Consider the following 25,618-nt stretch of genomic DNA (forward strand, 5'->3'; position numbering starts at 1 on the left):
CCTGGTCCTACTCGTAACGGAGCGCGTGGATGGGGTTGGTCCGGGCGACGCGGAGCGCGTGCACGGCGACCGTCGCGATCGCGATGGCGAGCGCCAGTCCGCCCGCGAGCACGAACGGTCCGGGGCCGAGCCCGATGCGCAGATCGAAGCCGTTCAGCCAATCGCGCATCGCCCACCAGGCGACCGGCCATGCGACAAGGTTGGCGATCACCACTGGCTTCGAGAAGTGCCAGACGAGCAGGCGGACGATGTCGCGCACGCGCGCGCCGAGCACCTTGCGGATACCGATCTCCTTGGTGCGCCGCTGGGTGGTGAAGGAGGCGAGGCTGTAGAGGCCGAGACAGGCGATCAGCACGGCGAGGCCGGAGAATGTCGCGAACAGCGCGCCGCGCGCGCGGTCGGCGGCGTAGAGCTCGGCGACGATGTCGTCGGCGAAGCGCGCCTCGAACGGAATTTCGGGTTCGAACCTGCGCCAAACCCCGTCGAGCGCTTCCATGATCTCGCTGGGACGGGCCGCGGCGTAGCGAACGAGCACCTGGCTGGTATGCTCCGGATCATAGGCATAGACGATCGGCTCGATCGCGTCGCGCGCGGTGCCAAAGCGAGTATCCTCGACCACCCCGACGATCCGCGAGGGGACCATCGCCCACCCGCCGAATGCGATCTCGACAACCTGTCCGACCGCAGCCCGGGGGGTGCGATGGCCGAGCTTGGCCGCGGCGGCGCGATTGATCACCACGTTGATGCCGCGCGCGACGAGCTCGGCTTCGGACTCGCCGGCGATCCGGTCGGCGGCGTGCCGGTCGCCGAGCATGCGCCCGGCGAGCAGCTCTATGTCCATCGTCGGCAGGAATTCCGCGTCCGTGCTGTAGAATTCCATCGTGACGTGCCGAGGTGCGCCGGCGGCGCGCATCAGGCGGGTCGAGGTTTCGGGCGCGGCGAGCCCGAGACCGGTGCGGCCGACCCCGGTGACGCCCGGGATGGCGAGCATCGCGGCGTGAGCGGCCTGATATTCGGAGCCCTGCGTGAAGCGCCAGGCGTTGTCGATCTGGACCAGCCCGTCGCGCCGATAGCCGGGATCGATCGTCTGGACGTAGCGCGTCTGCGAATAGATCACCCAGGTGCAGACGATGAGGCCGATCGCGATGGCGAACTGGAGCACCACCAGACCCGCGCGCAGCCGGCCGCTGCCGGGCGTCTCGGCGGCCGACATGTTGGCGCGCAGCACCGTCGCCGGCCGGAACCGGCTGACGTGGAAGGCCGGATAGAGGCCGCCCAGCAGCGCGGCCAGCGCGAACAGGATGGCGGCGGGAAGCAGCATGCCACCTTCGCCGATATAGGCCATGGCCAGATCGGCGCCGACCCATGCGCCGATCCAGGGCATCGCGAGCTCGGCCATGGCGAGCGCCAGCAGCATCGCGATCGCCGTCATCAACAACGATTCGCCAAGCAGCTGGACGATCAGCTGTCCGCGCGTCGCGCCCAGCACCTTGCGCAAGGCGATCTCGCGCGCCCGCTGGGTCGAGCGGGCGGTGGAGAGATTGACGAAGTTCATCAGCGCCATGCCGAGCGTCAGCAGCGCGACGACGGCGAAAGTGGCGAGCGCTCGGCGATCGCCCGCCGGCGTGAGCGCCGCCTCCTGCGCCTGGCCCAGGTGGACGTCGCGAAGCGGCACCAGCCGGAATTCGAACGCGTCGGCGATCGAAACCAGCTTGCCGTCCAGCATCTCGGGCGGCCACATCCGCTTCTTCCAGGCGGGAAGCCCGGCGTTCACCGCGGCGGCAGCCGCGCCGTCGCGCAGCCTGACATAATGCTGCTGGTCGTAATTGCCCCAACCCCGCATCTCCGCCGGGATCCCGTCGACATCGCGGCGATACATGATCCCCAGACGCAGGCTGGTGTTGCCCGGCAGGTCCCGCAGCACTCCGCTGACGCGATAGTCCCGCTTGCCCGGACCCGCGCCGAGGCTCAGCAACTTGCCCAGCACGTCGGCGGTTCCGAACTGCCGGATCGCCTCGCTCTCGGTCAGCACGACCGAATTCGTGTCGGGGAGCGCGGTCGCCGCCGAGCCTTCGACGAACGGCAGGGCGAAGACCCTGAAGAAATCCCCGTCGACGGTCGTCGCGTCGAGGAACATGGGTTGACCGTCATGCTCGGTGACGGTCTTTCCAGACGCGACGGACGTCACCGCTTCGATCTGCGAAAAGCCGCCGGGCAACAGATCGTCCAGCGGAAACGGGCTCGCCTGCGTATGGACATCCGCCTGGCCGGGCGGGTGGATCGTCGTCTGCACCTGGTGGATACGGTCGCTATCGGGCAGCCATGCGTCGTAGTTCGCCTCGTAGCGGATATAGGTGAGGATCAGCAGGCACCCGGCGAGCCCGAGCGCCAGCCCGCCGATCGTGACGGCGGTGTAGAGGCGGTTGCGCGCCATCAGCCGCACCGCCATCACCAGAGTGTTCCGCCACATCGATCGTTCCCCCCAATGCGCCTCAGGCCGCGCGGCGGCGTTCCTGGAGGATGCGGCCGTCGAGCATGTTGACCACGCGCGTGGCGTAATCGGCATGGGCGGGCGAGTGGGTGACCATGACGATGGTCGAGCCGTCGGCGTTCAGCTGCTGGAGCATCCGCATCACCTCGTCGCCATGGCTGGTGTCGAGGTTGCCGGTGGGCTCGTCCGCCAGGATCAGCCGCGGATTGGCGACCAGTGCGCGGGCGACGGCGACGCGCTGCTGCTGGCCGCCCGAAAGCTGGGTCGGCCGGTGGCGCGCGCGGTGGGCGATGCCGACGCGGTCCATCACCTCGTCGGTGCGCCGCTTGCGCTCGGCCGCCGACACGTCGTGGTAGAGCAGGGCGAGCTCGACATTCTCGCGCACGGTCAGCTCGTCGATCAGGTTGAAGCTCTGGAAGATGAAGCCGATGCCCGCCTTGCGGATCTGCGCGAGCGCGCTTTCATCGAGCCCGGCGACCTCGGTCCCGTCGAACACATAGCTGCCGTTTGTCGGCGAATCGAGCATGCCGATCAGGTTGAGCAGGGTCGACTTGCCGCAGCCCGACGGCCCCATGATCGCGACGAACTCGCCCTCGGCGATATCGAGATCGATGGCGTCGAGCGCCACCGTTTCGACCGTGTCGGTCCGGTAGACCCGGGTGAGTTCGCGCATCCTGAGCATTGCAGTCCCTTTCATTCGGTGAGGTCGAGCCGGTCCTTGTCGGCGAAGCCGGTATAGGGGGAGGTGATCACGCGCTCGCCGGGATCGAGCCCTTCGAGCACCTCGATCATCTCGGCATTGCGCCGGCCGAGCCGCACTTGGCGCTTGACCGCCGACGACCCGTCGGGGGTCACGACGAACACCCAGTTGCCGCCGGTCTCGTTATAGAAGGCGCCGTTGGGGATCAGCGTCGCGGGCGCCGGATCGCCCAGCGTCAGCCGCGCCTGCAGCGTCTGGCCGCGCTGGATGTCGGCGGGCTCGGCGCCGATGAACTGCAGGTCCACCTGGAACTGGCCGTTCTGCACCTGCGGATAGATTTTGGCGACCTTGGCCTGATAGCGCTTGCCGCCCCAATCGATCACCGCGCGCTGGCCGGGTTCGACGCGGCCGAGATAGAATTCGTCGACGCCCGCGACCAGCTTGTTGCGGCCGGGGCTGTCGATCTGGCCGATGCGCTCGCCGGGCGAGAGCGACTGGCCGAGCTCGATCGAGAAGCCCGACAGCTGGCCGGTGACCGGCGCGCGCAGGTTGAGCGCGTCGAGATTGGCGCGCGCGAGCGCGAGGCTCGATTCGAGCGAATCGGCCGAGGCGCGCAGCTGGGCGAGCTGGCTCGCCTGCAACCGCTCGTCGGTCGCCTGGCCCTGGCGCAGCACCGCGACGCGCCGGCGCTGATAGTCATATTCGTCGCGCGTGTCCGCGAAGGTCTTGGCGGCGACGAAGCCGCGTTCGGCGAGCGCGGCCTCCCGGCTGTATTGCCGCTGCGCCTTGCGCGCTGCGGTCTCCGCCTCGAGCACCGCGCGCTCGTTGGCGACCCGCGTCTGGGCGAGCGCGAGCTCCTGGCTGCGCATCGAGTTCAATTGCTGCGTTACTTCGGTCTGGCGGGCGAGCACCGAGAGCTGAAGCTCCGCATTGGAGAGGATGGCGAGCGGCTGGCCCTTGACGACGCTGGCGCCGTCCTCGACCAGCACCTGCTCCACCCGGCCGCCCTCGATCGCGTCGAGATAGACGGTGACGAGCGGCGTGACACGCGCGCGGAGCGGGATGAAATCCTCGAAGGCGCCGCGCGTCACCTGCGAGATCTTGACCCGATCGGCGCCGATGGTCTGCGACCCCGCGCTCGGCGCGAAGAAATAGAACAGCAGCGCGAGGGCGAGCAACACGGCGCCGCCGATGGCTATCTTGGTTCGCATCGAAAGCGCGCGGCTTTCCACCACGCGATCCATCGTGCTGCCGCTTTGGGGGCGATCGCCCCCGCTTCCCTGCTGCTTCATGCGTACCACGCCCATGCCGTCCTGATCAGCAACGATCGTGCCAGACCGCGGAGCGGGCGTCTCCCCCGCACGCCGCGCGCCGACCCGGCCGACACTGTCCGGTTTCGGACACGGGCGTTCGAAAGCGGACAGATATTCCTGCCAGGTCAGCTCGTGGCGTTCGCGCAGCATGAGCGCTCAAGCCGATCGGGAGACGGTTGCGGTGGTGGCCGCGGTCACCACCGGCGGCGCGGATGCAAGCGCGAGGCAGGTGGTTGCGGCGAGCGCGGCGATGGCGCTCAGGATGCGAAAGCCGGCGGTGATCATCATGTCCTCCCTGGACAAAGCCGTTGTGCCGGGCGCCAAGCACTCCGCGTGCCAAGTTCGAAAAGAGGCGCAAATCGGCGGCGGGCGTCGCGCGGCGGCAGGTTGGCACGCAAATTGATTGTCCGATTCCGCACACAGGCTGTACGAGAGCGGACAGGATGGGGACGGGGCCGGAGTTCGATCTTTGCATCGTCGTCGACGATGACGAGGACATATTGGTGGCGGCGCGGCTGCTGCTGCGGCAGCTGTTCGCCGAGGTGCTGACCGCGCGCACGCCCGAGGACGCGCTGCCCGCGCTCGCCGGGCGCTCGCCCGATCTCGTCCTGCTTGACGCGAATTTCGCGCGCGGCGCGACCGACGCGAGCGAGGGGCTGGCCTGGCTGAGCCGGCTGCTGGCCGAGGACCCCGACATGGTGATCGTGATGATCACCGCCCATGCCGGGGTGCAGGTCGCGGTCTCCGCGATCAAGCACGGCGCGACGGACTTCGTGTCCAAGCCGTGGTCCAACGAGCGCCTGCTGGCGACCGCGCGCACCGCCGCGGCGCTGCGCCGGTCGCGGCGCGCGGTCGCGACCGAGCGCGGCAAGGTGGCGACCATCGCCAGCGCGGCCGCGCCCGACGCCATGCTGTTCGGCCGATCCGCGGCGATGCGCCATGTCCAGGCGCTGATCGCCCGCGCCGCGCCGACCGAGGCCAATGTCTTGATCCTGGGCGAGAACGGCACGGGCAAGGAACTGGTCGCCCGCGCGCTGCACCGCCAGTCGCGCCGCGCCGACCGGGTGATGCTGACCGTCGATCTCGGCGCGATCTCCGAGGAGCTGATCGATTCGGAGCTGTTCGGCCATGTGAAGGGCGCCTTCACCGACGCGCGCGGCGACCGGATGGGCCGCATCCAGGCGGCGGACGGCGGGACGCTGTTCCTCGACGAGATCGGCAACCTGCCGCTGAGGCTGCAGCCCAAGCTGCTGACCGTGCTCGAGCAGCGCAAGGTGACGCCGGTCGGCGCCAACCAGCCGGTGCCGGTCGATATCCGCGTGATCGCCGCGACCAACCTCGCCACCGACCGGCTGCACGACGAACGGCACTTCAGGCAGGATCTGCTGTTCCGCCTGAACACGGTGGAGATCGAGCTGCCGCCGCTGCGCGAGCGGCGCGAGGACATTCCCGAGTTGCTCGACCATTTCCTCGAAATCTACGCCCGGCGATATGGGCGACCGGTGCCGATGGTGAGCGACGCGGCGCGCGACGCGGTGGCGGCGCACGGCTGGCCGGGCAATGTGCGCGCGCTGCGCCACGCGATCGAGCGCGCGGTCATCCTGGCGGGGGACGCGCCGCTCCAGCCCGACGACTTCCCGTTGCGCACGGGGTCCGCGGGGCCGGCGCCGTCGGCGGTGCCGCGGCTCGATGCGCCGGCCGACCTCAATCTCGATCGGGTCGAGCGCCGGCTGGTGGAGGCGGCCCTGCAGCGCCACGGCTACAACATCTCGCTCGCCGCCGCCGATCTGGGGCTGTCGCGCGCCGCGCTCTACCGCCGAATGGAGAAGCATGGGCTTTGACGCGGCTTTCGCGCGCGGGCTCGCCTGGCGGGTGGCGGCGCTCATCACCGCCATCGTCGCGCTCACCCTCTCGTGGCGGGTCAGCGGGCTGGCCGCGACGCGTATCGTCGCCGCGCTTGCCGTCGTCGGGGCGACCCTGGCGCTGTGGGTCTATGTTCTCAGGACCAACCGCGTCCTGGCGCGCTTCGTCGAGACGCTGCGCGTCGGCGACGCCAGCGCACGGTTCGACATCGGCGGCGGTTCGGGCTTCGCCGAGGTCGCCGAGGCGTTCGACACCGCGCTTGCCCGGCTGCGCGCCGAACGCCATGCCGGCACCGAGGAGCTTCGCTTCGTCCAGGCGCTGCTCGACGACGCGCCCGTGGCGCTGCTGGTGATCGACCAGACCGGCGCGGTCGAACCCCATAACAAGGCGGCGCGGCGCCTGTTCGGCGAGGCGACCGGCGCCCGCCCGGAGGATTACGCCGCCTATGGCGCAAGTTTCGCCGCCCGGCTCGAACGCCAGGGCGCGGCCGAGGAAACGCTGTTGCTCAACATCGGCGGCCGGGCGCAGCGCGCGATCGTCCGCACCGCGCAGGTCTCACGGCTGGGCGCCAGCGTCCGCGCGGTCACGGTCCAGCCGGCGCAGGGCGCGTTCGACACCGTCGAGATGGCGGCGCAGACCGATCTGGTGCGCGTGCTGACGCACGAGATCCTCAATTCGCTGACCCCGGTCACATCGCTCGCCGCGACCGCCGCGGGGTTGCTCGCCGATCCCGAGCTCGGGTCCGATCCGCGGCTCGACGATGCGCGGCTGGCGATCGGCACATTGGCGCGCCGGGCCGAGGGCCTGTCGCACTTCATCGAAGGCTATCGGGCGATCTCGCGCGTCCCCGAGATCAAGCGCCAGCGCTTCTCCGCGGCCGCCTGGGCAGACGAGCTGGCGCAGCTCTTCAAGGCCGAATGGCCCGACCTGTCGCTGGAGGTGCGGGTCGAGCCGGCCGATCTATCGCTCGACGCCGATCTCGACCTGATGACGCAGGTGCTGATCAACCTGCTGCGCAACGCCGTCGACGCCGCGACCAGCTTCACGCCCGATCCCCGCATCGCATTGAATATCATCCGGGGACCCGACGGGGAGAGCTGGATCGACGTGATCGACAACGGCCCCGGCATTCCGCCGCGATTGCGCCAGGAAATCTTCCTGCCCTTCTTCACGACCCGGGCGAAGGGCAACGGCGTCGGGCTCAATCTCGCCCGACAGGTCGTGGTGGCGCATTCGGGGACCATCGAAGTGGTCGACGGAACCGAGGGCGCCGTGATGCGGATCATCATGCCGTGAGGCGGCGTTCGTCCGCTGAATAGCGTTCCGCCGCGCCGCCGATCCACGCTTCGCTGACCGTCATCCCGTCGTTCGCGATCACCAGATCGGCGCGGCAGCCGGGAGCAATGCGGCCGATCCTGTCGTCCACCCTGAGGAACGCCGCGGGATGGCGGCTAGCCATATGCGCCGCGGCGGCGAGGGGTACGCCGAGCATCGCGACGGCGTTGCGCACCGCACCGGCCATGTCGAGATCGGAGCCGGCGAGCGTGCCGTCTGCATTGACGCACACGCCGTCGACCACGCGCACCTCATGTCCCTGCAGCATGAAGCTCTTGTCGGCCATGCCGACGCTCGGCATCGCATCGGTGACGAGCATGAAGCGATCGAGCGGCTTGCAGCGAAGCGCGATGCGCATCGTCACCGGATCGATATGCCGGCCGTCGACGATCATGCCGCACCAGCTGTCCAGATTGTCGAGCGCCGCGCCGACCGCGCCGGGCTCGCGGGCCCGGAGCGGCGACATCGCGTTGAACAGGTGGGTGAAGCCGGTCATGCCGCTGTCCAGCGCGGCGCGGATATCGGCATAGCTGCCGTCCGTGTGGCCCGCGGCGACGACGATGCCGGCGTCGACCAGCTTGCGGACCATCGCGGGCGTGGTCTGCTCGGGCGCCAGCGTGACGAGGGTGCGGCCCGCCTTCAGGCTGGTGACGGTGGAGATGCCTTCCGCGTCGAGCGACCTGATCTTCGCCGGATCGTGGATGCCCTTGCGATCGACGTTGAGGAACGGCCCCTCGATATGGATGCCGAGCACGCCCGGCACACCGCGCGCGATCGCCTCCTCGACCGCGGCGATGCCGCGCCGCACGACGGCGAGATCGTCGCTGATCAGCGTCGGCAGGAAGCCGGTGGTGCCGAAGCGGCGATGCGCCGCGCCGATCGCGGCGATCGCCTCCACCGTCGGCGAATCGTTGAACAGCACGCCGCCGCCGCCATTGACCTGCGCGTCGATGAAGCCCGGCAGCAGCATCCGCCCTTCGAGGCGGTGGCGCAGGGCATCGGCGGGAATGTCCCCATCCGCGACGATCGCGGCGATGCGTTCGCCCTCGACGAGCACGGCCCGGCCTTCGACGAAGCCGCCATCGAGCAGGATGGGTCCGCCGGTGAGCGCGATCGTCATACCGTCTCCGTTACCTTGCGCAGGTGCGGCGGGCGATCGGGATCGAACCCGCGCCTGAGCGACAGCGCATTGACCGCGCGATAGAAGGACTGGATCTGCAGGATCGGCTCGATCGCCGGATGCGCCACGGCGGACGGCAGGCGGATCGCCCCCGCCGGTCCGTCGCCCGCGACCAGCACCGGCGCGCCGCGGGCGAGCGTCTCGGCGACCAGCGCGTCGATCCCCGCGCCGGTCTCGTCCGACTGGCGGAAGACGAGCAGCGGGAAATCGGGACCGACCAGCGCCATCGGCCCGTGCCGCACCTCGGCCGCGCTGAACGCCTCGGCGTGAAGGCCGCAGGTCTCCTTGAACTTGAGCGCAGCCTCCTGGGCGATGCCCAGCCCGAGCCCACGGCCGATGACGTACAGTCCCCGGGCGCCGGCCAGCTGCTCGACCAGTGGCGACCAGTCGGCCTGCCAGGCTTCGGCCAGGCGATCGGGCAGCCCGTCGAGCGCGGCGCCGAGCGCATCGTCCTGCGCCCATGCCGCGACGAGATCGGCGATGGCGGCGAGCGCGGCGATGTAGCTCTTGGTCGCCGCCACGCTGGTCTCCGGACCGGCGTGGAGCGGCAGCAGCATGTCGGCGGCGGCGCCGAGCGGCGAATCGGGCGCGTTGACCAGCGCCAGCGTGGCGGCCCCCGCCGATCGCGCCGCCTCCACCGTCGCAATGAGGTCCGGGCTGCGGCCCGATTGCGAGATGGCCAGGCAGCATGTGCGCGCGTCGGCCGGCGCCGCGCGGTAGAGCGAGCTGACCGAGGGCGAGGCGGAGGCGACGAGCGTGCCGAGCCGCGTCTCGATCAGATATTTGGCGTAGGTCGCGGCATGATCCGAGCTGCCCCGCGCGCAGGTGAGGATCGCCGCCGGCAGATCGGCCCGCAGCCGCGCCGCGATCCCGGCGACCAGAGCTGCGTTCGCACGATGCTGAGTCCTCACGGCCTCAGCCGCCTCGGCCGCCTCCGCGAACATTCGTGTCGACGTGTCGGTCATCCGGCCGCCTTCATTCCGGCAAAACCCATGAAATCCCCAAAGCCCCTCACCCTGCATATCCATATATGACCAATAAAATACCTTTTGCCAGTTAAATTTGGACCGTCTTAAACCGAAAACTCATCTCACCCTCTTGACGACACGACCAAGCTGGAAGAGTGTAGCGTGATTGGTACTCAATTGGTAGCAGATTGGAAGCATCTGCGCCGCGATGCCTAGGGAGAGAGAGATGAGCATTCGCAAGGTCCTGTTGAGGTCCGCCAGCGTCGCGATCCTGGCCGCTTTGGCCAGTCCCGCGCTCGGACAAGATGCGCCCGCCGACCAGGCGGAAGGCGACGAGATCATCGTGACCGGCATCCGCGGGTCGATCCGCGAGTCGATCGACGCCAAACGGAATTCGGACGTCATCGCCGATGTCATTACCGCCGAGGATATCGGCAAGTTCCCCGACAAGAACGTCGCCGAGGCGCTTCAGCGCGTGCCGGGCATCGTCGTCAACCGCGAGTTCGGCGAGGGCGAGCGCGTATCGCTGCGCGGGACGGCGCCGAACCTGACCAAGACGCTGGTCAACGGTCATTCGATCGCGACCGCCGACTGGTTCATCCTCGACCAGCTCGATTCGACGCGGAGCTTCAACTACCTGACCCTGCCTTCGGAGATCGTCGGCCGGATCGAGGTCTACAAGAGCCCGCAGGCCGATGTGGAGGAAGGCGGCGTCGGCGGCACGATCAACGTCCACACGCGCAATCCGCTCGATCTCGACGCGTTCACCGTCTCCGCCTCGGCGCAGATGGTCTATTCCGAGTTGGCCGACAAGATCGATCCCCAGGTCTCGGGCCTGGTAAGCTGGAAGAACGAGGCGGAGACCTTCGGCATCCTGCTGGGCGGCATCTATCAGAAGCGCGAGATCCGCCGCGACGGCGTGGAGGTGCTCGGCTATTCGAATCCGGGCGGGGCCGCGGGGACCAATTCGGTGCCGCTGCTGATCGGATCGGCGCTGTTCACGCAGGAGCGTGAACGGTACGGCGGCAATATCGGCATCCAGCTCCGCCCGTCCGACGCGCTGGAGATCAATATCACCGGCCTCTATTCGCGCTTCGGCGCGGACAATTACAACCAGAACTACCTTGCCTGGCCCGACCGCGCGATCGCCGACGGGGGGACGCTGACCGACACCACGATCGTCGACGGCACGGTCGTCGCCGGTACGGTCACGTCGCTGCCGGGCAGCCGGGCGGTGGTCTATGACGCCATCGCGCGCGAGGCGTTCGCCGAGACGATGGCCGCCGATATCGATCTCACCTACCGGTTCGGCGACAACTCCTTCGTGCACCTCAAAGGAGGATGGACCAGGGCGAACGGCGATACGGTCGACGAATTCTTCTTCGAGACCGCGGCGCCGGGCTCGTTCAGCTATGATCTGCGCGGACGCGCGCCTTCGGTGTCGTTCACCAGTCCCGACCCGACATCGCCCGCGGGCATGCTGATCGATTTCGCGCGGCTGCCGACGGTGCAGAGCGACGACGAGGAGAAATACGCCTATCTGGATTATCAGCACGGCCTCGATTGGGGTCCGCTGACCGCCCTCAAATTCGGGCTGAAATACACCGATCACGATCGCGGATCGCTGTGGATGAGCACCAACGGCGGCGCGTTCCTGCCGCTCCAGTGCGGCAGCGTGGCCTGCACGGCGGCCGATTTCGCGGGCGGGCCGACGCCGGACGATTTTTTGGAGAATGTGAGGGAAGCGGGGACGCTGACCGATTACTGGATGGTCGACCGCGATGCGCTGGAGCGCATCTTCCGCGCGCAGCCGGCGGCGAACCGGACGCGCTTCATCGTTCCCGGATCGACCTTCCAGGTCAACGAGAAATCCTATGGCGGCTACGGCATGGCGATGTTCGGCGGCGACAATTGGGACGGCAATATCGGCGTTCGCGTGATCCGCACCGACCAGACCGCATCGGGCAATATACTGGGCGGCCCAAACCCGACCGACGAGAGCCCGTTCGGCGACTTCACCCCGCAGACGGTGGAAACATCGTATACTGACGTCCTGCCGAGCGCGAACCTGCGCTTCGAGCTGTCCGACGAGGTGGTGCTGCGCATGGCGGCCGGACGGACCGTGGCGCGGCCGAACTTCGCCCAGATCGCGCCGGGCATCAACCTGAACGGCACGACCCTGACCGCGACCGGCGGCAATCCCGATCTGCAGCCGTTCCGGGCCAACCAGTACGACCTGTCGCTGGAATGGTATCCCGATCGCGAGACGATCATCGCGGCGGCGATCTACTACAAGGACATATTGTCCTATGTGGTCAACGGGAGCACCACCGAGGTGTTTCCGGGGCAGTTCCTGCCGGGGACGCAGCCTGCGAGCTGCACGCCGACCACGACGCCGGGCCTTTACGACTGCCCTTATATCGTCAACCGGCCGGTCAACGGCCCCGGCGGGGTCAACAAGGGCTTCGAGCTGCAGCTGTCGCGCCCGCTATGGGCCGGGTTCGGCGTGCAGGCCAACTACACCTATTCGGACGCGGAAGCGGACAATGGCGATCCGATCCCCGGCAATTCGAAGCACGCCGTCAACCTGACCGGCTATTTCGAGAACGACCTGCTGAGCGCGCGGCTTTCGTATAACTACCGGTCGAGCTTCTTCATCAACATCGACCGCGCCGCGCCGCTGAACCAGGAATCGACCGAATCGCTCGACGGTTCGCTGAGCGTCAACGTCACCGAGAATGTCGCGCTGACGGCGGAGGCGATCAACCTGACCAACGCGAAGATCGTGCAATATTCGGGCACGCCCAACCGGCCGCGCGCCATCTACGACAATGGCCGCCAATTCTATCTGGGCGCCCGGTTCCGCTTCTGAACCGATCCGGGGCCGGCGCGCGTCGCCGGCCCCGGATCCGCAGCACCGCACTTTCCTTTTCGTCAAAGCCCGTGATGATGCGAACCAGCGATTTGGAGACAGAGGATTGGACGGGGGGATATGAAGGAGGCGGCGCTTCGGACAATCAATCCAGTGCGGCCGATGACCCGATGACCGAAATCCGCCTCGGCGCGCCCTTCGCCGGCTGGGCGGTGGCGCTGGACGCGGTGCCCGATCCGGTCTTCGCCGAACGCATGATGGGCGACGGGATCGCGATCGATCCGCTCGATCCGATCGTGCGCGCGCCGTGCGACGCGGTGGTCAGCGCGGTCGCGCCGTCGCGCCATTCGGTGACGCTGAGGCTCGAGAACGGCGCGGAGATCCTGATCCATATCGGGCTGGAGACGGTCGCGCTGAAGGGCGCGGGGTTCACCGCGCTGGTTGCGGCGGGTGACGAGGTGGAGGCGGGGACGCCGCTGATCGAGATCGATCTGGATGCGGTCGCGCGCGGCGCCAGGAGCCTGCTGACGCCGATCACGGTGGCGAACGAGGGGTTCGCGATCGACGGGCTGGCGACGAACCGCAAGGTCGCGCAAGGCGACGCGATCTTCACGGTGCGTGCGGTGGGCGGCGCGGCGGCGCAGGCCGACACCGGCCCCGATACGGCGCGGTGCGAGCTTGTGATCCCCCTCGCCCACGGCATCCACGCGCGGCCGGCGGCGCGGATCGCCGCGGCGCTCAAGGGTTTTTCCGCCGAGGTGAGCCTGGAGGCGCATGGCCGCGCCGGCAATGCGCGGAGCACGGTGGGGCTGCTCTCGCTCGGGCTCAGGCACGGCGACAGCGTGGCGATCGTCGGCCGCGGCGCGGATTCGCGCGCGGCGGTGACGGCGATCGCCACGCTGATTGAAGGCGGGATGGGCGAGGCCGGCGAACCGGCCGGGGAAGAGCGGCGGACGGCCGTGGCGGCGCCGTCGAGCGGGCCGGTGTTTCGCGGGGTGACGGCGGCGCCGGGGCTTGCCGTGGGGCCGGCCTTTCATCTCGTCATTCCCGATATCGCGGTGCCCGAGCGAGGGGCAGGGGCCGCGGCCGAGCTGACCGCGCTGGACCGCGCGCTGGCCGAGGTCGATGCCGCGCTCGCCCGCACCGCCGAGGGCGAGGGCGGGGCGATCGTCGCGGCGCATCGCGCGCTGCTCGACGATCCCGACCTGATCGCAGCCGTGCGGGCGGACATCGCCGCCGGCCATAGCGCCGGCTGGGCCTGGCGGGCCGCGACGCGGCGCTACGCCGAGACGATCCGCGCGACCGGCGATCCGCTGCTGATCGAACGAATCGCCGACCTGATCGACGTCGAACGCCGGGTGGTGTCCGCGCTGCTGGGAGGTGAGACTCCCGCGACGCCCGCCGCGCCGGCCGGCGCGATCGTCATCGCCGAAGAGCTGCTGCCGTCGCAGTTCCTTTCGCTCGACCCGGCGGCGATTGGGGGCATCTGCACCGCGGGCGGCGGGCCGACATCGCATGTCGCGATCCTCGCCGCCGCGGCGGGGGTGCCGATGCTGGTCGCGGCCGGCGCAGGCGTGCTCGCGATCGACGAGGGGGCGGAGGTGATCCTCGACGCCGACGCCGCCACGCTCGACGCCGCGCCGGATGCGGCGGTAAGGGCCGCCATGGATTCGCGGCTCTCGGCCCATCGGGAGCGCCGCGCGGCCGAAGTGGAGGCAGCGCACGCCGATTGCGTGACCGCCGACGGCGCGCGGATCGAGATCTTCGCCAATCTCGGCTCGCTAGATGACGCGACGCGCGCGGTCGCCGCCGGGGCCGAGGGGTGCGGGCTGCTGCGCACCGAGTTCCTGTTCCTCGACCGCGCCGAAGCGCCGTCCGAAGAGGAGCAGCGTGAGGCCTATGCGGCGATCGCGGCGGCGCTGGGCGGACGCCCGCTGATCGTCCGCACGCTCGATATCGGCGGCGACAAACCGGTGCCCTATCTGCCCTTCCCGCCCGAGGACAATCCGGCGCTGGGCGCGCGGGGCATCCGGCTGAGTCTGGCGCGGCCCGACCTGCTGAGAGCGCAGTTCCGCGCGATCCTGGCGGGCGTGCCCGAGGAGCAATGCCGCATCATGCTGCCGATGATCGTCGACCGGGGCGAATTCGCCCAAGCGCGGGCGATGCTGGACGAGGCCGCGGCCGCAGTCAGATGCGATCGTCCGCCGCTGGGGGTGATGATCGAGACCCCGGCGGCGGCGCTGCTGGCGCACGACATCGCCGCCGAGGCCGATTTCCTGTCGGTCGGCACCAACGACCTGACCCAATATGCGCTCGCCGCCGATCGCGGCAATCCGGCGCTGGCCGGGCGGATCGACGCGCTGCACCCGGCCGTGCTGCGGCTGATCACGCTGGCGGGTGAGGGCGCCGCGGCGCATGGGCGCTGGCTGGGCGTGTGCGGGGCGCTGGCGTCCGACCCCAGGGCGGCGGCGATCCTGATCGGACTGGGCGTCACCGAGCTTTCGGCGAGCCCGGCGGCGGTTCCGGCGCTGAAGGCGGCGGTCCGAGCACTCCGGACCGAGGACTGCCGTGCGCTCGCCCGCCGCGCGCTGGCGCTGGGCACAGCCGAAGCCGTCCGCGCGATGCTGGAGGAATAGGGATGCGACTGTCGCTCGATCGCCTGCAGCCGCTTGGCCGCGCCCTGATGCTGCCGATCGCGGTGCTGCCGGTCGCGGCGCTGCTGCTGCGGCTGGGCCAGCCCGACATCTTCGGTATCCCGTTCGTCGCAGACGCAGGCGGCGCGATCTTCGCCAGCCTGGGGCTGTTGTTCGCCATCGGCGTCGCGGTGGGGCTGGCGCGCGAGAATCACGGCGCCGCGGGACTGGCCGGCGCGGTCGCCTTCGTCGTGACGGTAGAGGGCGCGAAGTCGCTGCTGGTCGTGCCGCCCGAGGTGACGGCGGGCGTGGCGCAGCCGATTGCCGATACGCTCGCCGCCGCATGGAAGACCAAGGAGCTGGCCAAGCTGAGCGTGCCCGCCGGCATCCTGTCAGGCCTGGTGGCGGGGTGGCTCTACAATCGCTACCACATGGTCAAGCCACCGGAATACCTCGCCTTTTTCGGAGGACGGCGCTTCGTGCCGATCGTCGCGGGCTGCGCCGGGCTGGTCGGCGCGGTGCTGTTCGGGCTGGGCTTTCCCGCGCTCGAGGCGGCGATCGACACATTGAGCCGCTGGGTGGTGAGCGCGGGCGGGTTCGGGCTGTTCCTCTATGGCCTGCTCAACCGGCTGCTGATCGTCACCGGGCTGCACCACATCCTCAACAACATCGCCTGGTTCATCCTGGGCGATTACGGCGCGGCGACGGGCGACCTCAACCGCTTCTTCGCGGGCGACCCGTCGGCGGGCGCGTTCATGGCCGGCTTCTTCCCGGTGATGATGTTCGGCCTGCCCGCCGCCTGTCTCGCCATGTACCGATCGGCCGCGCCCGAGCGGCGCAAGGGCGTGGGCGGCATGTTCCTGAGCCTGGCGCTGACGTCCTTCCTGACCGGCGTGACCGAGCCGATCGAATATACCTTCATGTTTCTCGCGCCGGTGCTCTACCTGCTGCACGCGGTGCTGACCGGCGTTTCGATGGTGGTGATGGACGCGCTGGGGGTGAAGCTGGGCTTCGGCTTCTCGGCCGGACTGCTCGACTACGGGCTGAACTTCGGGCTGTCGACGCGGCCGTTGATGCTGCTTCCGATCGGGGCTGCCTATTTCGCGATCTATTATGCGACCTTCCGCTTCTTCATCGTGCGTTTCGACCTGAAGACGCCCGGTCGCGATGCGGAGGCAGCTCCCGAGCGGGCGGGACCAGTCACGTCGGGAGCCGCCGGCTATGTCGAGGCGCTGGGGGGCGCGGCCAACCTGCGCACGATCGACGCCTGCACCACGCGGCTGCGCCTGACGCTCGAGGATGTCGGCCTGATCGACGAGCCGCTGCTCAAGCGGCTTGGCGCGCGCGGGGTGGTGAGGCCGGGTGGAAACGCCCTGCAGGTGGTGATCGGTCCGCTCGCCGACACGCTGGCAGGCGAGATGCGCGATGCGGTGCGGGCGGCGCCCGCGCCCGGTCCCGATGCGAGCATGATCGCCGCGCTGGGGGGGCAGGCGAACATCGCCGCGTGCGGCGTGGCGGCCGGGCGCTGGCGCATCGAGGTGGCAGATGCGGCGGCGGTCGATGCACGCTCGCTCGACGCCGCGGCTTCGCGCGGCTGGGCCAACCCTTCGCCGGGGATCTTCCACATTCTGCGTCCCGGTCGGGCCTGATCTCAATCAGCCGGAAATTCGCGGACGATTGCGGAAACCAATCGCATCCGGCGTGTTTAAGCCGCATGGATATCTCACAGCGGAACATCGTCGAGCGCATCGCCCGCGTCCTTGCCGGGCAGCGCGTCAGCATCAACGCGGATGGCGAAGATCCGTCGGCGGCGAATACCGTCGATGCGCTGTGGCCCGACCATGTCGACGATGCCGTCGCCGTCCTGAAGACGATGCGCGAGCCCGACCAGGCGATGGCGCGGGCCGGCGATCCGGCGGTCTGGGAAAAGATGATCCTGACGGCGCTAGGCGACCGCTCCGCCCAAGGCGGGGCGTGAGCCGGCGGGCGAGCCGGGAACCGGTCGCGTCACGCATGACCTCATCAACTGAGCCGGGAGCATGGGCATCATGGAACACTCAATCTCCGACGCCCATACCGAGCAGCCCGGCCTTGCCGGACGCAAGGCGATCATCACCGGCGGAACCACTGGAATCGGTCGCGCGATCGCGGTGCTGCTGGCGAGCGAGGGCGCGCGCGTGTTCGTCTGCGGGCGCACGCCCGAGCATCTCGACGACGCGCTTGAGCGCATCCGCGAGCTAGGGGAGGGCGACGGGATCAATGTCGACCTGAGCAGGAAGGCCGATCTCGATCGCTTCTTCGATGCGGCGAACGACTATCTCGGCACGCCCGACATCGCGGTGATCAACGCGGCGATCCCCGCCGAGGCGCTGGCCGATACCGGTGAGGCGGACATGCGCGAGCAGATCGCCACCGACTTCACCGCCTATCTGGCAAGCGCGCACGCCGCGACCGAACGGATGAAGGCGGGAAGCGACATCGTGCTGATCGGATCGATGTCCGCGGTGTCGCGCAGCGCGGGATCGTCGATCTATGTCGCGGCCAAGTCGGGTGTGCAGGGCTTCGCCCAGTCGCTGCGCAAGGAACTCGCCGAGCGCGACATCAAGGTGGGGCTGATCGAGCCGGGCTTCACCGGCGCGGACTTCCAGTATCCCGACTATCCGCCCGAAAAGCAGGTGGAGCTGATCAACCAGCACAGGATGCTCCGGGCCGAGGACATCGCGGCGGCGACGCATTTCATGCTCACTCAGCCGCGCCGCACCGCGGTGTCGCTGATGCGAGTCGAGACGCGGCTCGAACATCCATGACGCGCTTCGCCGTCGATCGGCTGGTGTTCGTCCCCGACGACGTCGATCTGTCGCGCTCGCCGCTCGCCGGGCATCTCGATGTCGAAACCTATGTGCTGGGGGCGTTCAATCCCGGGCTGACGCGGCTGCCGTCAGGCAATCTGCTGATGGTCGTGCGCATTGCCGAGGCGTTGCGCGAGCCGGTGCGCGACGGGCATGTTCATGCGATCCGCTGGGATGACGGCAATTTCGTGCTCGACGCGTGGCCACTCGAGTTCGCCGACACCGCCGACCCGCGCAAGTTCCTGTTGCGCGGCGGCGGGTGGAAGATCATGGCGCTGACCTCGCTCTCCTGGCTGCTGCCGGTCGAGCTGTCGCCCGACGGGCTGGAGGTGGTCGCGGTGCATTACGACCGCGCCATCGCGCCCGCCGCGAGCTTCCAGTGCTACGGCGTCGAGGATGCGCGGATCAGCCGGGTCGAGGGGCGCTATCTGATGACGACCTGCTCGGTCAGCCCCGAACGCCATTCGACGACGCTGTACAGCTCCGAGGACGGGCTCGACTGGCGGTTCGAGGACATCGTGCTCGACCACCAGAACAAGGACATGCTGATCTTCGAAGGGCTGGTGGGCGGCCAATATTGGGCGCAGACGCGGCCGCTGGGCGATCTCTATTTCGCCTATCCGCCGGGCAGCGAATGGCGGCCGGGCCCTTCGATCAACCTGGCGACCTCGCCCGATGCAAGGCACTGGAAGCCGCATCGCGAGCCCGGCATCCGCCCGCACTCAGCGACGGTCGCCACCGCGCGGATGGGCGGCGGCAGCCCGCCGATCCTGACCGATAAGGGCTGGCTCACCCTGTGGCACGGGGTCGAGCCCAAGGAGATCGTCGGCATCTACCGGACCTACTGGTCGCTGCTCGACCGCGACGATCCGGCGCGCGTCATCCGCACACAGGACGCGCCGCTGCTGGAGGCCAATCCCGAGCTCACGCGGCCGATCGAGCAGCAGATGTACGTCCATGACGTGGTGTTCACGACCGGTATCGCCGATCATGGCGATCATTATATCGTCGCGTCGGGCGAGGCGGACCTCGCCTGCCGGATCACCCATATCCCCAAGACGATGTTCGACTGATCCGGGACCAGGGCTGTTCTGCTCTGGCTGAACCGACACCCGTCGCCCCTGCGCAGGCAGGGGCCTCTGGGTTGGTGGCACATCCGACATGGCGTATGCCGACTGAGGCCCCTGCCTGCGCAGGGGCGACGGGAACGGATCGATTTTCTCCCCGCCAGCCAAAGCTATCAGGCGAGCTTCAGCCCTTCCTTGTTCATCGCCGTCGTCAGGTGCTTGTTCTTGGCCTCGCTCAGCTTCGCCTTGAGCCTGGGGAAGAGATCGTCCTCCTCCTCGCGCATATGGTGCTCGATATCGGCGCGGAAGCGCCTGACCGTGGGCAGGAACTCGGCCGAGCCGTTCGGCATGTTCTCCAGCTCGTAGAGATACTGCTTCACATAGCCGTGCTCCTTGTTGAGCTCGTCGGCGGCGTCCTTCTCGCCCGCTTCGCGCAGCGCCGGATAGACGACGTTCTCCTCCTGCAGCGAATGCTTGGCGAGCGCGTGCTTCATCTGCATCAGGAGCATGCTGCGCTTGGCCTTGTCGGTGCCGGCGGTGGCTTCGAGTGCGTCGAACAGCTTCAAGACCTCCTTGTGCTCGGCGGCGAGCGCCTCGTCCCAATCGCCGGCGAGATAGGTTGGCGCCTGGACGGCGAACTTGCGGCCGATCATGGCCAAGGCGCCCAGCGCCATGCCCGCGCCCGCCGCGCCGGCGATCACGCCGAAATTCTTGAGGCCCCGGGGCTTGTCGTCGCTGTCGGTAAAACGCCCCTTGCTGTCACGTTCCACGGTCGCCATGTCATCCTCCTGTGCTGGATAAGAGGGCAACACGCGATCCGCGCGCCTGTTCCGCGCCAACCGAACAATCGGCCCGGCCGTGCCGCCTATCGTCTTAGTCGCACCCGCGCGAGCATGTCGCTGGAGGCGAGGAACAGCGATCGGCCGCCTTCTCCGAACGCGCAATTGGCCACCGCCTTGCCGGTGCCGATGATGCCGAGCAGCCTGCCGTCGGCCGAGCAGACATGGACGCCGCCCGGGCCGGTGGCGAAGACGCGGCCGGCGCGATCGGTCTTCATGCCGTCGGGCAGGCCGGGCTCTCCGGCGGCATGTTCGGCGCGCATGTCGCGGAAGCGGCGCACGCCGGCGGGCATTCCGCGATCGTCGAGCGCATAGGCCAGCACCTCGGGCCGCTCAGGATCGGAGAGCGCAATATAGAGCGTGCGCTCGTCGGGCGAGAGGGCGATGCCGTTGGGGCGGTGATGGCTGCGGTCGAGCACGGTCACGCGGCCGTCCGGATCGAGCCGGTAGACGCCGCTGAAATCGAGCTCGCGCAGCGGCGAGGCGTCGCCGTCCTTCAGCCCGTAAGGCGGATCGGTGAAGTAGATCGCGCCCGAGCGGGCAATGGCGACATCGTTGGGGCTGTTGAAGCGCTTGCCCTCGAACCGGTCGGCGAGGACGGTCTTGGCGCGGGTGGCGAGGTCCACCGCGGCGATGACGCGGGTGCCGCTGTCGGCCATGATCAGACGCCCGGCGGCGTCGATGGCGAGCCCGTTCGCCCCCGCTTCGCGAATGGTCGGCGGAACGGGGCCGGCAAGGCCCGATGGATCGAGGAACGGAGTCGCTCCCTCGCCGGACGCCCAGCGGTGGACGATGTTCCCCGGCACGTCCGAGAACAGCAGATAGCCGCCGCGCTCCACCCAGACCGGGCCCTCGGCCCAGCGATAGCCGGTCGCGAGGACCTCGACCGGCGTCGATGGATCGACGATCGCGTCCAGCTCCGCGTCGAAGCGGCGGATGCCGCCCACCGGCTCCGCGGCTGCCAGCGTGCGGGCGCATCCCGCCAGCGGCAGCAGCGCAAGGCCGCCAAGCAATGCGCGGCGGGATCGAGATGGCACGTCCATGCGAAATCCTTTCCTGCTCACCCGCCGAGCTTCACCGTCCGGCCCTCGCGCGCGGATCGGTAGATCGCCTCGATCACGCGCAGGTCCTTCAGCCCCTCATCGCCCGAGGCGATCGGCTCGGCGCCCGAGCGAATGCATTCGGGCAGATGATCGAGCTGGGCGACGAACTGGTTCTTGGCCGGCGTGGGCAGCTCGCGCTGCCGGGGCTCGCCGCCCTTGCGAATCCACATGCGGTGCCCCGAATAGGCGGTGGCCGGCTCCATATGGATGAAGCCCTCGCCGCCGATCACGCGGTAGTCGTTGTGGCCGGAGCTGTAGCTGGAGACGCAGTTGGCGATGACGCCCGAGGGGAAGCGCAGCAGGAAATCGATCCGGTCCTCGACCGTGCGGAAGCGCGGATCGGCGCGGTCGGTCGATTCGATCGCGCTGACCTCCACCGGCTCCTCGCCGGTCAGGTAGCGCGCGGCGTTGAGGCTGTAGATGCCAATGTCCATCAGCGATCCGCCGCCCGACAGCGGCCGGTCCAGCCGCCATTGATCGGGCCGGATGTTGAAGCCGTGCGCGGTGGTGATCAGCCGCGTCGGCCCGACATGGCCGCCGCGCGCCAGCTCGATCGCGAGGCGGTTGTACGGCTCGAAGCGCGAGCGGTAGCCGATCATCAGCTTCTTGCCGGCCTTGCGGCAGGCGGCGATCATCGCCTCGCACTCGACAACGCTGATCGCCATCGGCTTTTCGCACATCACATGCTTGCCTGCCTGGGCCGCCCGGATCGAATATTCGGCGTGCATGCTGTTGGGCAGCACGACATAGACGATGTCGATGTCCGGATTGTCGCGGATGCGGTCGTAATCCCGGTAGCTGTACCGGTGCGTCGTGGGGATGCCGTATTCGGCGCCGTAGCGTTCGAGCTTGGCGGGGGTGCCGCTGACCAGCGCGACCAGCCGGGCATGCTCGCACTCTTTGAGACGCGGCATGATCTGGTTGGTCGCGTAATTGCCCAGCCCGACGACGGCATAGCCGAGCTTGCGCGCAGGCCGCTGCTGCGCGCACGCCGCGCCGGCGGGCGCGACAAGCGCCGCCGCGCCGATGCCGGCGAGGATCTCGCGTCGATTGTGGCCGCTGTCCATCATCCATTCTCCCTGCCGGTGGATGCGCAATAGGAATCGAGAAACCGCTGGTGGTCCGGCAGCTTCGCGACCGCGCCGGCGATATTGGCCTTGAGATCGGTGAGCGCCTTCAGAAGCTGCTCGGGCGGCATCAGCCGGCCCATCTGGTGATGGGCCCTGGGCGCCAGCCGCTGCCCGAGCATCACCTGCACCCAGCTGTCCACCCGGAACAGATCGTGCGCGTCCTGATAGGCATGGGCGCCCTCTCGAAACAGCGCGATTCGCGCGGCGAGCGAATCCGGAATCTCCATCTCGCGGCACCGCTTCCAGAAGGGCGAATCGTCACGCTCGTTCAGATGATAGTGGAGGATGATGAAGTCGCGAATGCCTTCGAGCTCGCGCTGCGACATCAGGTTGAAGCGGTCGGCGAGCGCATCGGTGACGCCGCCGAAGGGGAAGAGCTGCATCAGCCGCGTCACGCCGATCATGATGAGGTGGATGCTGGTCGATTCGAGCGGCTCGACGAAGCCGCTCGCCAGGCCGAAGGCGATGCAGTTCTTGTTCCACGCCTTGCGCCGGCGCCCGGTGCGGAAGCGGATCAGGCGCGGATCGGTGAGCATTTCGCCCTCGACGCGCTCCGTCAGCATCGCGTGCGCCTCATCATCGGAAAGGAACTCGCTGGCGAAAACGAGGCCGTTGCCGACGCGGTGCTGGAGCGGGATCCGCCACTGCCATCCCGCGTCGTGCGCGGCGGCGCGGGTATAGGGGCGGGCGGGGCCGGTCGCCTGGGTCTGCACCGCGATCGCGCTGTTCGTCGACAGCCAGTGCGTCCAGTCCTCATAGCCGGTCTTGAGCGTCTGCTCGATCAGCAGCCCGCGAAAGCCGGTGCAGTCGATGAACAGGTCGCCTTCCACCACCTGCCCCGATTGCAGCGCCAGCGCCTCGATGAAGCCGGTCTCCGGCGCCTGGCGGACCTCGGCGATCCTGCCTTCGATCCGCCGCACGCCGAGCGGTTCGCTGAAGCCGCGCAGGAATCGGCCATAGGCGGTGGCATCGAGATGGTAGGCATAGTTGAGCCGGCCGTTTTCGCCGGTGAGGAACTTGCCCGCCTCGGCCGCCTGCAGCTCGAAGCAATAGTCGCCGAGATCGCCGCCGAAGCCCTGGGCGCGCGCCTGCAGCCACATATGCTGGAAATCGCCCATCCAGGTCGATCGGCCGATCTGGCCGAAGGAGTGGAAATAGCGGTCGCCGACCCGCGCCCAGTCGCGAAACTCGATGCCGAGCTTGAAGCTGGCCTGGGTCGCGCGCATGAATTCGCGCTCGTCGAGGCCGAGCAGGGCGTGAAAGCCGCGCACGGTGGGGATGGTCGATTCGCCGACGCCGACGGTGCCGATCTCGTCGGATTCGACCAGGGCGATGTCGATGAGCGGGCCCAATTGGCTGGCGAGCGCGGCGGCGACCGTCCAGCCGGCGGTGCCCCCGCCCGCGATCACCACTCGCCTCACGATCTGGTCTTCCACTATGCTTCCTTCATCAAGCCCCTCCCCTTCGGGGGAGGGGCCGATAGTAGCTTCGTCCAGCTATCCGCCTTCATCGGTTGAGCCGGTTGAGCAGCTGCGCGCGCAGGCGCCGCGCCTTCGGCTCGTCCATCGGCGCGAGCGGCCCGCGCGCGTGTTCGGGCAGGTGCGCGCCCGCGCGGCCGGCGGGACCGAAGACGTAATAGTCGAACAGCGCCCGCCAGGCGCGTTTCTCCGCTTCGGGCCGGTCGCGCAGGCTGACGAGCGCATGGAGCAGCGTGGTCTGCGGCGTATCCATGAAGGCCGGCACGGGGTTCCACCAATAGTTGATCATCACGTTGAAGGCGTCGAGCGCCTCGACCTGATGCCACCAGAGCGCGGGGTAGAACAGCACGTCGCCCGGTTCGAGTGCGGCCACCCGCGCGGCCGCCATCGCCTCGCGGAAGCGGGGGAAACGATCGAGATCGGGGTCGCGGAAATCAACCATGGTGACGACCTGCCCGGCGGGCGTCGGCTCCAGCGGGCCGGGATAGAGGTTCGCCACCTGCTCGGGCGGGAACAGGGTGAAGCGCCGCCGGCCGACCATGCAGCAGGCGAGATTGTTCGACATGTCGTAATGCGCCGCCGTGACGGTGCGGTTGCCGATCCAGATGCTGACGACCGGCGGGCCGGCGGCGAACATCGGATGATCGAGGGCGAGGTCGTTCGCCTCGCGCAAGCCGGGCAGATAGAGGCCGAGATCGGTCGAGCCGATATAGAGCGACGGCGCCCGCTCATCTTCCAGATGCGCGAGGATGGCATCGAGGAAGGCGCCCAGGGGCACGCGCTCCGCAGCGAAGTTCAGGCCGGTCAGGCCCGCATTGTAGTGGAAGCGTCCGCCGATCTCGGGCGGGCCGGTGAAGCCGGTGACCGGGCGGCCGCTCGCGAACCCCTTGAGGTAGCCGGCGGCCGCCGCCGGCCCCTGCCGCCCGCGCGCGACCAGCGGCCAGCCTCGCGCCAGGCCTTCGAGCACCACCGGCTCCTGCGCCTCCATCAACCTATCGTACGGCACCGCATCCGGCGCGACGCCGGACAGGCGCTTCACCGCCGGCGCAGCGAAGCTCATGCCGTCGCCCTGCGGTTCTTGAGGTCGATCAGCCGGTGGACATTGGCGAGCGAGGCCGCCGCGAGGAAGGCGAGGCGGAGGAAGCCGTCGCGGTGCAACCGCGCGAGCGCTTGGCCGTCGAGCGCGGCAAGCCGCTCCTCGCTCACCGCGTGGAGGCCGGGCAGCGTGTAGCGCCGGGCGTCGCTCAGCTGGATCTCCACCGCGACCGGCTCGATCAGGCCCGCCTGCTCGAAGGCCGCGAACATGGCCGGCAGGACGGCCAGCCCGTCATGGATGATGCGCAGCACGCCCGCGGCCTGCTCCAAAGAGGGTGCGTTGCCCCCGTGCGGCAGGAACAGCGGCAGCCCCTCTTCGCGGCTGAGGCGGGGGTGGTCGAGATCGACATGGATCACCGGCTCGCCGTCCGCCGGCCTGCCGATCCGAAAAGGGCCGCGCCGCTGGGTCGCCGGGACGTAGCGCGCCTGCCAGCCCGCTTCATCGAGGAAGAGATTCTCGTCGCGGTCGAGGCCGAGCAGCGCGACCGCGGCGAGGGCGCCTTCGCCGTCCCGGCGGAAGAAGATCGGATATTCGCGCTGAAGCTCCTCGAACTCGGTCGGGAAGACGCGCACCTGGTTGATATTGTCGCCGAACGCCGCGCCGTGCCCCGGGATGACCCGAAGATCGTGGTGATCGACATTATTGAGGAGCACCGTGCTGGTCATCGTCGTCCTTCGGCGGGCCGGCAATGATGAGGCGGG

At 69.0% G+C, this 25,618-nt stretch carries 20 protein-coding genes; 8 read left to right on the plus strand and 12 right to left on the minus strand.

The window, feature by feature from the left end:
• Window positions 1–7: 7 nt before the first annotated feature.
• The 4 genes from D1610_RS02900 to D1610_RS17500 are packed head-to-tail and all read right to left on the minus strand — an operon-like array spanning window position 8 to window position 4,792.
• Window positions 8–2,470 carry an ABC transporter permease gene (locus tag D1610_RS02900; RefSeq protein ID WP_118862593.1) on the minus strand — a complete coding sequence of 821 codons (2,463 nt, stop codon included), beginning with the start codon at window positions 2,468–2,470 and terminating at the stop codon, window positions 8–10.
• A 22-nt stretch (window positions 2,471–2,492) separates the two neighbouring features.
• The gene (locus D1610_RS02905; protein WP_118862594.1) at window positions 2,493–3,173 is read right to left on the minus strand and encodes an ABC transporter ATP-binding protein; all 681 of its coding nucleotides are present in this window, start codon (window positions 3,171–3,173) and stop codon (window positions 2,493–2,495) included.
• Window positions 3,174–3,184: 11 nt separating this feature from the next.
• Entirely contained in the window at window positions 3,185–4,654 is a 1,470-nt protein-coding gene (locus D1610_RS02910; RefSeq protein ID WP_245941952.1) for an efflux RND transporter periplasmic adaptor subunit, read from the minus strand.
• A 6-nt stretch (window positions 4,655–4,660) separates the two neighbouring features.
• Window positions 4,661–4,792 (minus strand): hypothetical protein, encoded by a 132-nt coding sequence (locus D1610_RS17500; RefSeq protein WP_281268941.1) that lies wholly within the window; start codon window positions 4,790–4,792, stop codon window positions 4,661–4,663.
• Window positions 4,793–4,947: 155 nt separating this feature from the next.
• Here D1610_RS17500 and D1610_RS02915 point away from each other — a divergent pair, with 155 nt between their 5' ends.
• Window positions 4,948–6,345 carry a sigma-54-dependent transcriptional regulator gene (locus D1610_RS02915; RefSeq protein WP_118862595.1) on the plus strand — a complete coding sequence of 466 codons (1,398 nt, stop codon included), beginning with the start codon at window positions 4,948–4,950 and terminating at the stop codon, window positions 6,343–6,345.
• A complete protein-coding gene (locus D1610_RS02920) occupies window positions 6,335–7,663 on the plus strand; it encodes a sensor histidine kinase (RefSeq protein ID WP_118862596.1) in 1,329 nt (442 codons plus the stop codon). The genes D1610_RS02915 and D1610_RS02920 overlap by 11 nt, the downstream gene beginning before the upstream one ends.
• On the opposite strand, the gene nagA is transcribed toward D1610_RS02920, so the two are convergent.
• Window positions 7,653–8,822, minus strand: coding sequence for an N-acetylglucosamine-6-phosphate deacetylase (gene nagA, locus D1610_RS02925; protein ID WP_118862597.1), 1,170 nt, complete (start codon window positions 8,820–8,822; stop codon window positions 7,653–7,655). The two genes, D1610_RS02920 and nagA, sit on opposite strands and share 11 nt — an antisense overlap.
• Window positions 8,819–9,847, minus strand: coding sequence for an SIS domain-containing protein (locus tag D1610_RS02930; protein WP_222926915.1), 1,029 nt, complete (start codon window positions 9,845–9,847; stop codon window positions 8,819–8,821). Before D1610_RS02930 ends, nagA begins: the two co-directional genes overlap by 4 nt.
• 229 nt (window positions 9,848–10,076) lie before the next feature.
• Here D1610_RS02930 and D1610_RS02935 point away from each other — a divergent pair, with 229 nt between their 5' ends.
• The 6 genes from D1610_RS02935 (at window position 10,077) to D1610_RS02960 (ending at window position 19,277) form a co-directional block, all read left to right on the plus strand.
• Complete coding sequence (locus D1610_RS02935) at window positions 10,077–12,722, plus strand: TonB-dependent receptor (RefSeq protein WP_118862598.1); 2,646 nt, start codon at window positions 10,077–10,079, stop codon at window positions 12,720–12,722.
• A 170-nt stretch (window positions 12,723–12,892) separates the two neighbouring features.
• Entirely contained in the window at window positions 12,893–15,358 is a 2,466-nt protein-coding gene (gene ptsP / locus D1610_RS02940) for a phosphoenolpyruvate--protein phosphotransferase (RefSeq protein ID WP_118862968.1), read from the plus strand.
• Window positions 15,359–15,360: 2 nt separating this feature from the next.
• Window positions 15,361–17,004: an N-acetylglucosamine-specific PTS transporter subunit IIBC gene (gene nagE / locus D1610_RS02945; protein WP_118862599.1), complete on the plus strand. Its 1,644-nt coding sequence runs from the start codon at window positions 15,361–15,363 to the stop codon at window positions 17,002–17,004.
• Window positions 17,005–17,069: 65 nt separating this feature from the next.
• Window positions 17,070–17,333 (plus strand): hypothetical protein, encoded by a 264-nt coding sequence (locus D1610_RS02950; RefSeq protein ID WP_118862600.1) that lies wholly within the window; start codon window positions 17,070–17,072, stop codon window positions 17,331–17,333.
• A 70-nt stretch (window positions 17,334–17,403) separates the two neighbouring features.
• Window positions 17,404–18,162, plus strand: coding sequence for an SDR family oxidoreductase (locus D1610_RS02955; protein WP_118862969.1), 759 nt, complete (start codon window positions 17,404–17,406; stop codon window positions 18,160–18,162).
• Window positions 18,159–19,277, plus strand: a complete 1,119-nt coding sequence (locus tag D1610_RS02960; protein WP_118862601.1) for a glycoside hydrolase family 130 protein — start codon at window positions 18,159–18,161, stop codon at window positions 19,275–19,277. The genes D1610_RS02955 and D1610_RS02960 overlap by 4 nt, the downstream gene beginning before the upstream one ends.
• 167 nt (window positions 19,278–19,444) lie before the next feature.
• Here the strand turns inward: D1610_RS02960 and D1610_RS02965 are convergent, their stop codons facing one another.
• The 6 genes from D1610_RS02965 to D1610_RS02990 all read right to left on the minus strand — a co-directional run bounded on the left by D1610_RS02965 (window position 19,445) and on the right by D1610_RS02990 (window position 25,582).
• Entirely contained in the window at window positions 19,445–20,050 is a 606-nt protein-coding gene (locus tag D1610_RS02965; RefSeq protein WP_118862602.1) for a hemerythrin domain-containing protein, read from the minus strand.
• A gap of 86 nt (window positions 20,051–20,136) precedes the next feature.
• Window positions 20,137–21,153 carry an SMP-30/gluconolactonase/LRE family protein gene (locus D1610_RS02970; RefSeq protein ID WP_118862603.1) on the minus strand — a complete coding sequence of 339 codons (1,017 nt, stop codon included), beginning with the start codon at window positions 21,151–21,153 and terminating at the stop codon, window positions 20,137–20,139.
• Between the two features lie 17 nt (window positions 21,154–21,170).
• Window positions 21,171–22,280 (minus strand): Gfo/Idh/MocA family protein, encoded by a 1,110-nt coding sequence (locus tag D1610_RS02975; RefSeq protein ID WP_118862604.1) that lies wholly within the window; start codon window positions 22,278–22,280, stop codon window positions 21,171–21,173.
• Window positions 22,280–23,779 carry a tryptophan halogenase family protein gene (locus D1610_RS02980; RefSeq protein ID WP_118862605.1) on the minus strand — a complete coding sequence of 500 codons (1,500 nt, stop codon included), beginning with the start codon at window positions 23,777–23,779 and terminating at the stop codon, window positions 22,280–22,282. The genes D1610_RS02975 and D1610_RS02980 overlap by 1 nt, the downstream gene beginning before the upstream one ends.
• A 70-nt stretch (window positions 23,780–23,849) precedes the next feature.
• Window positions 23,850–24,881 carry a cupin-like domain-containing protein gene (locus tag D1610_RS02985; protein WP_118862606.1) on the minus strand — a complete coding sequence of 344 codons (1,032 nt, stop codon included), beginning with the start codon at window positions 24,879–24,881 and terminating at the stop codon, window positions 23,850–23,852.
• A complete protein-coding gene (locus D1610_RS02990) occupies window positions 24,878–25,582 on the minus strand; it encodes a SapC family protein (protein ID WP_118862607.1) in 705 nt (234 codons plus the stop codon). Before D1610_RS02990 ends, D1610_RS02985 begins: the two co-directional genes overlap by 4 nt.
• Window positions 25,583–25,618 lie beyond the last annotated feature (36 nt).

Source organism: Sphingomonas gilva, assembly GCF_003515075.1.
In the GTDB taxonomy this organism is placed as follows: domain Bacteria; phylum Pseudomonadota; class Alphaproteobacteria; order Sphingomonadales; family Sphingomonadaceae; genus Sphingomonas; species Sphingomonas gilva.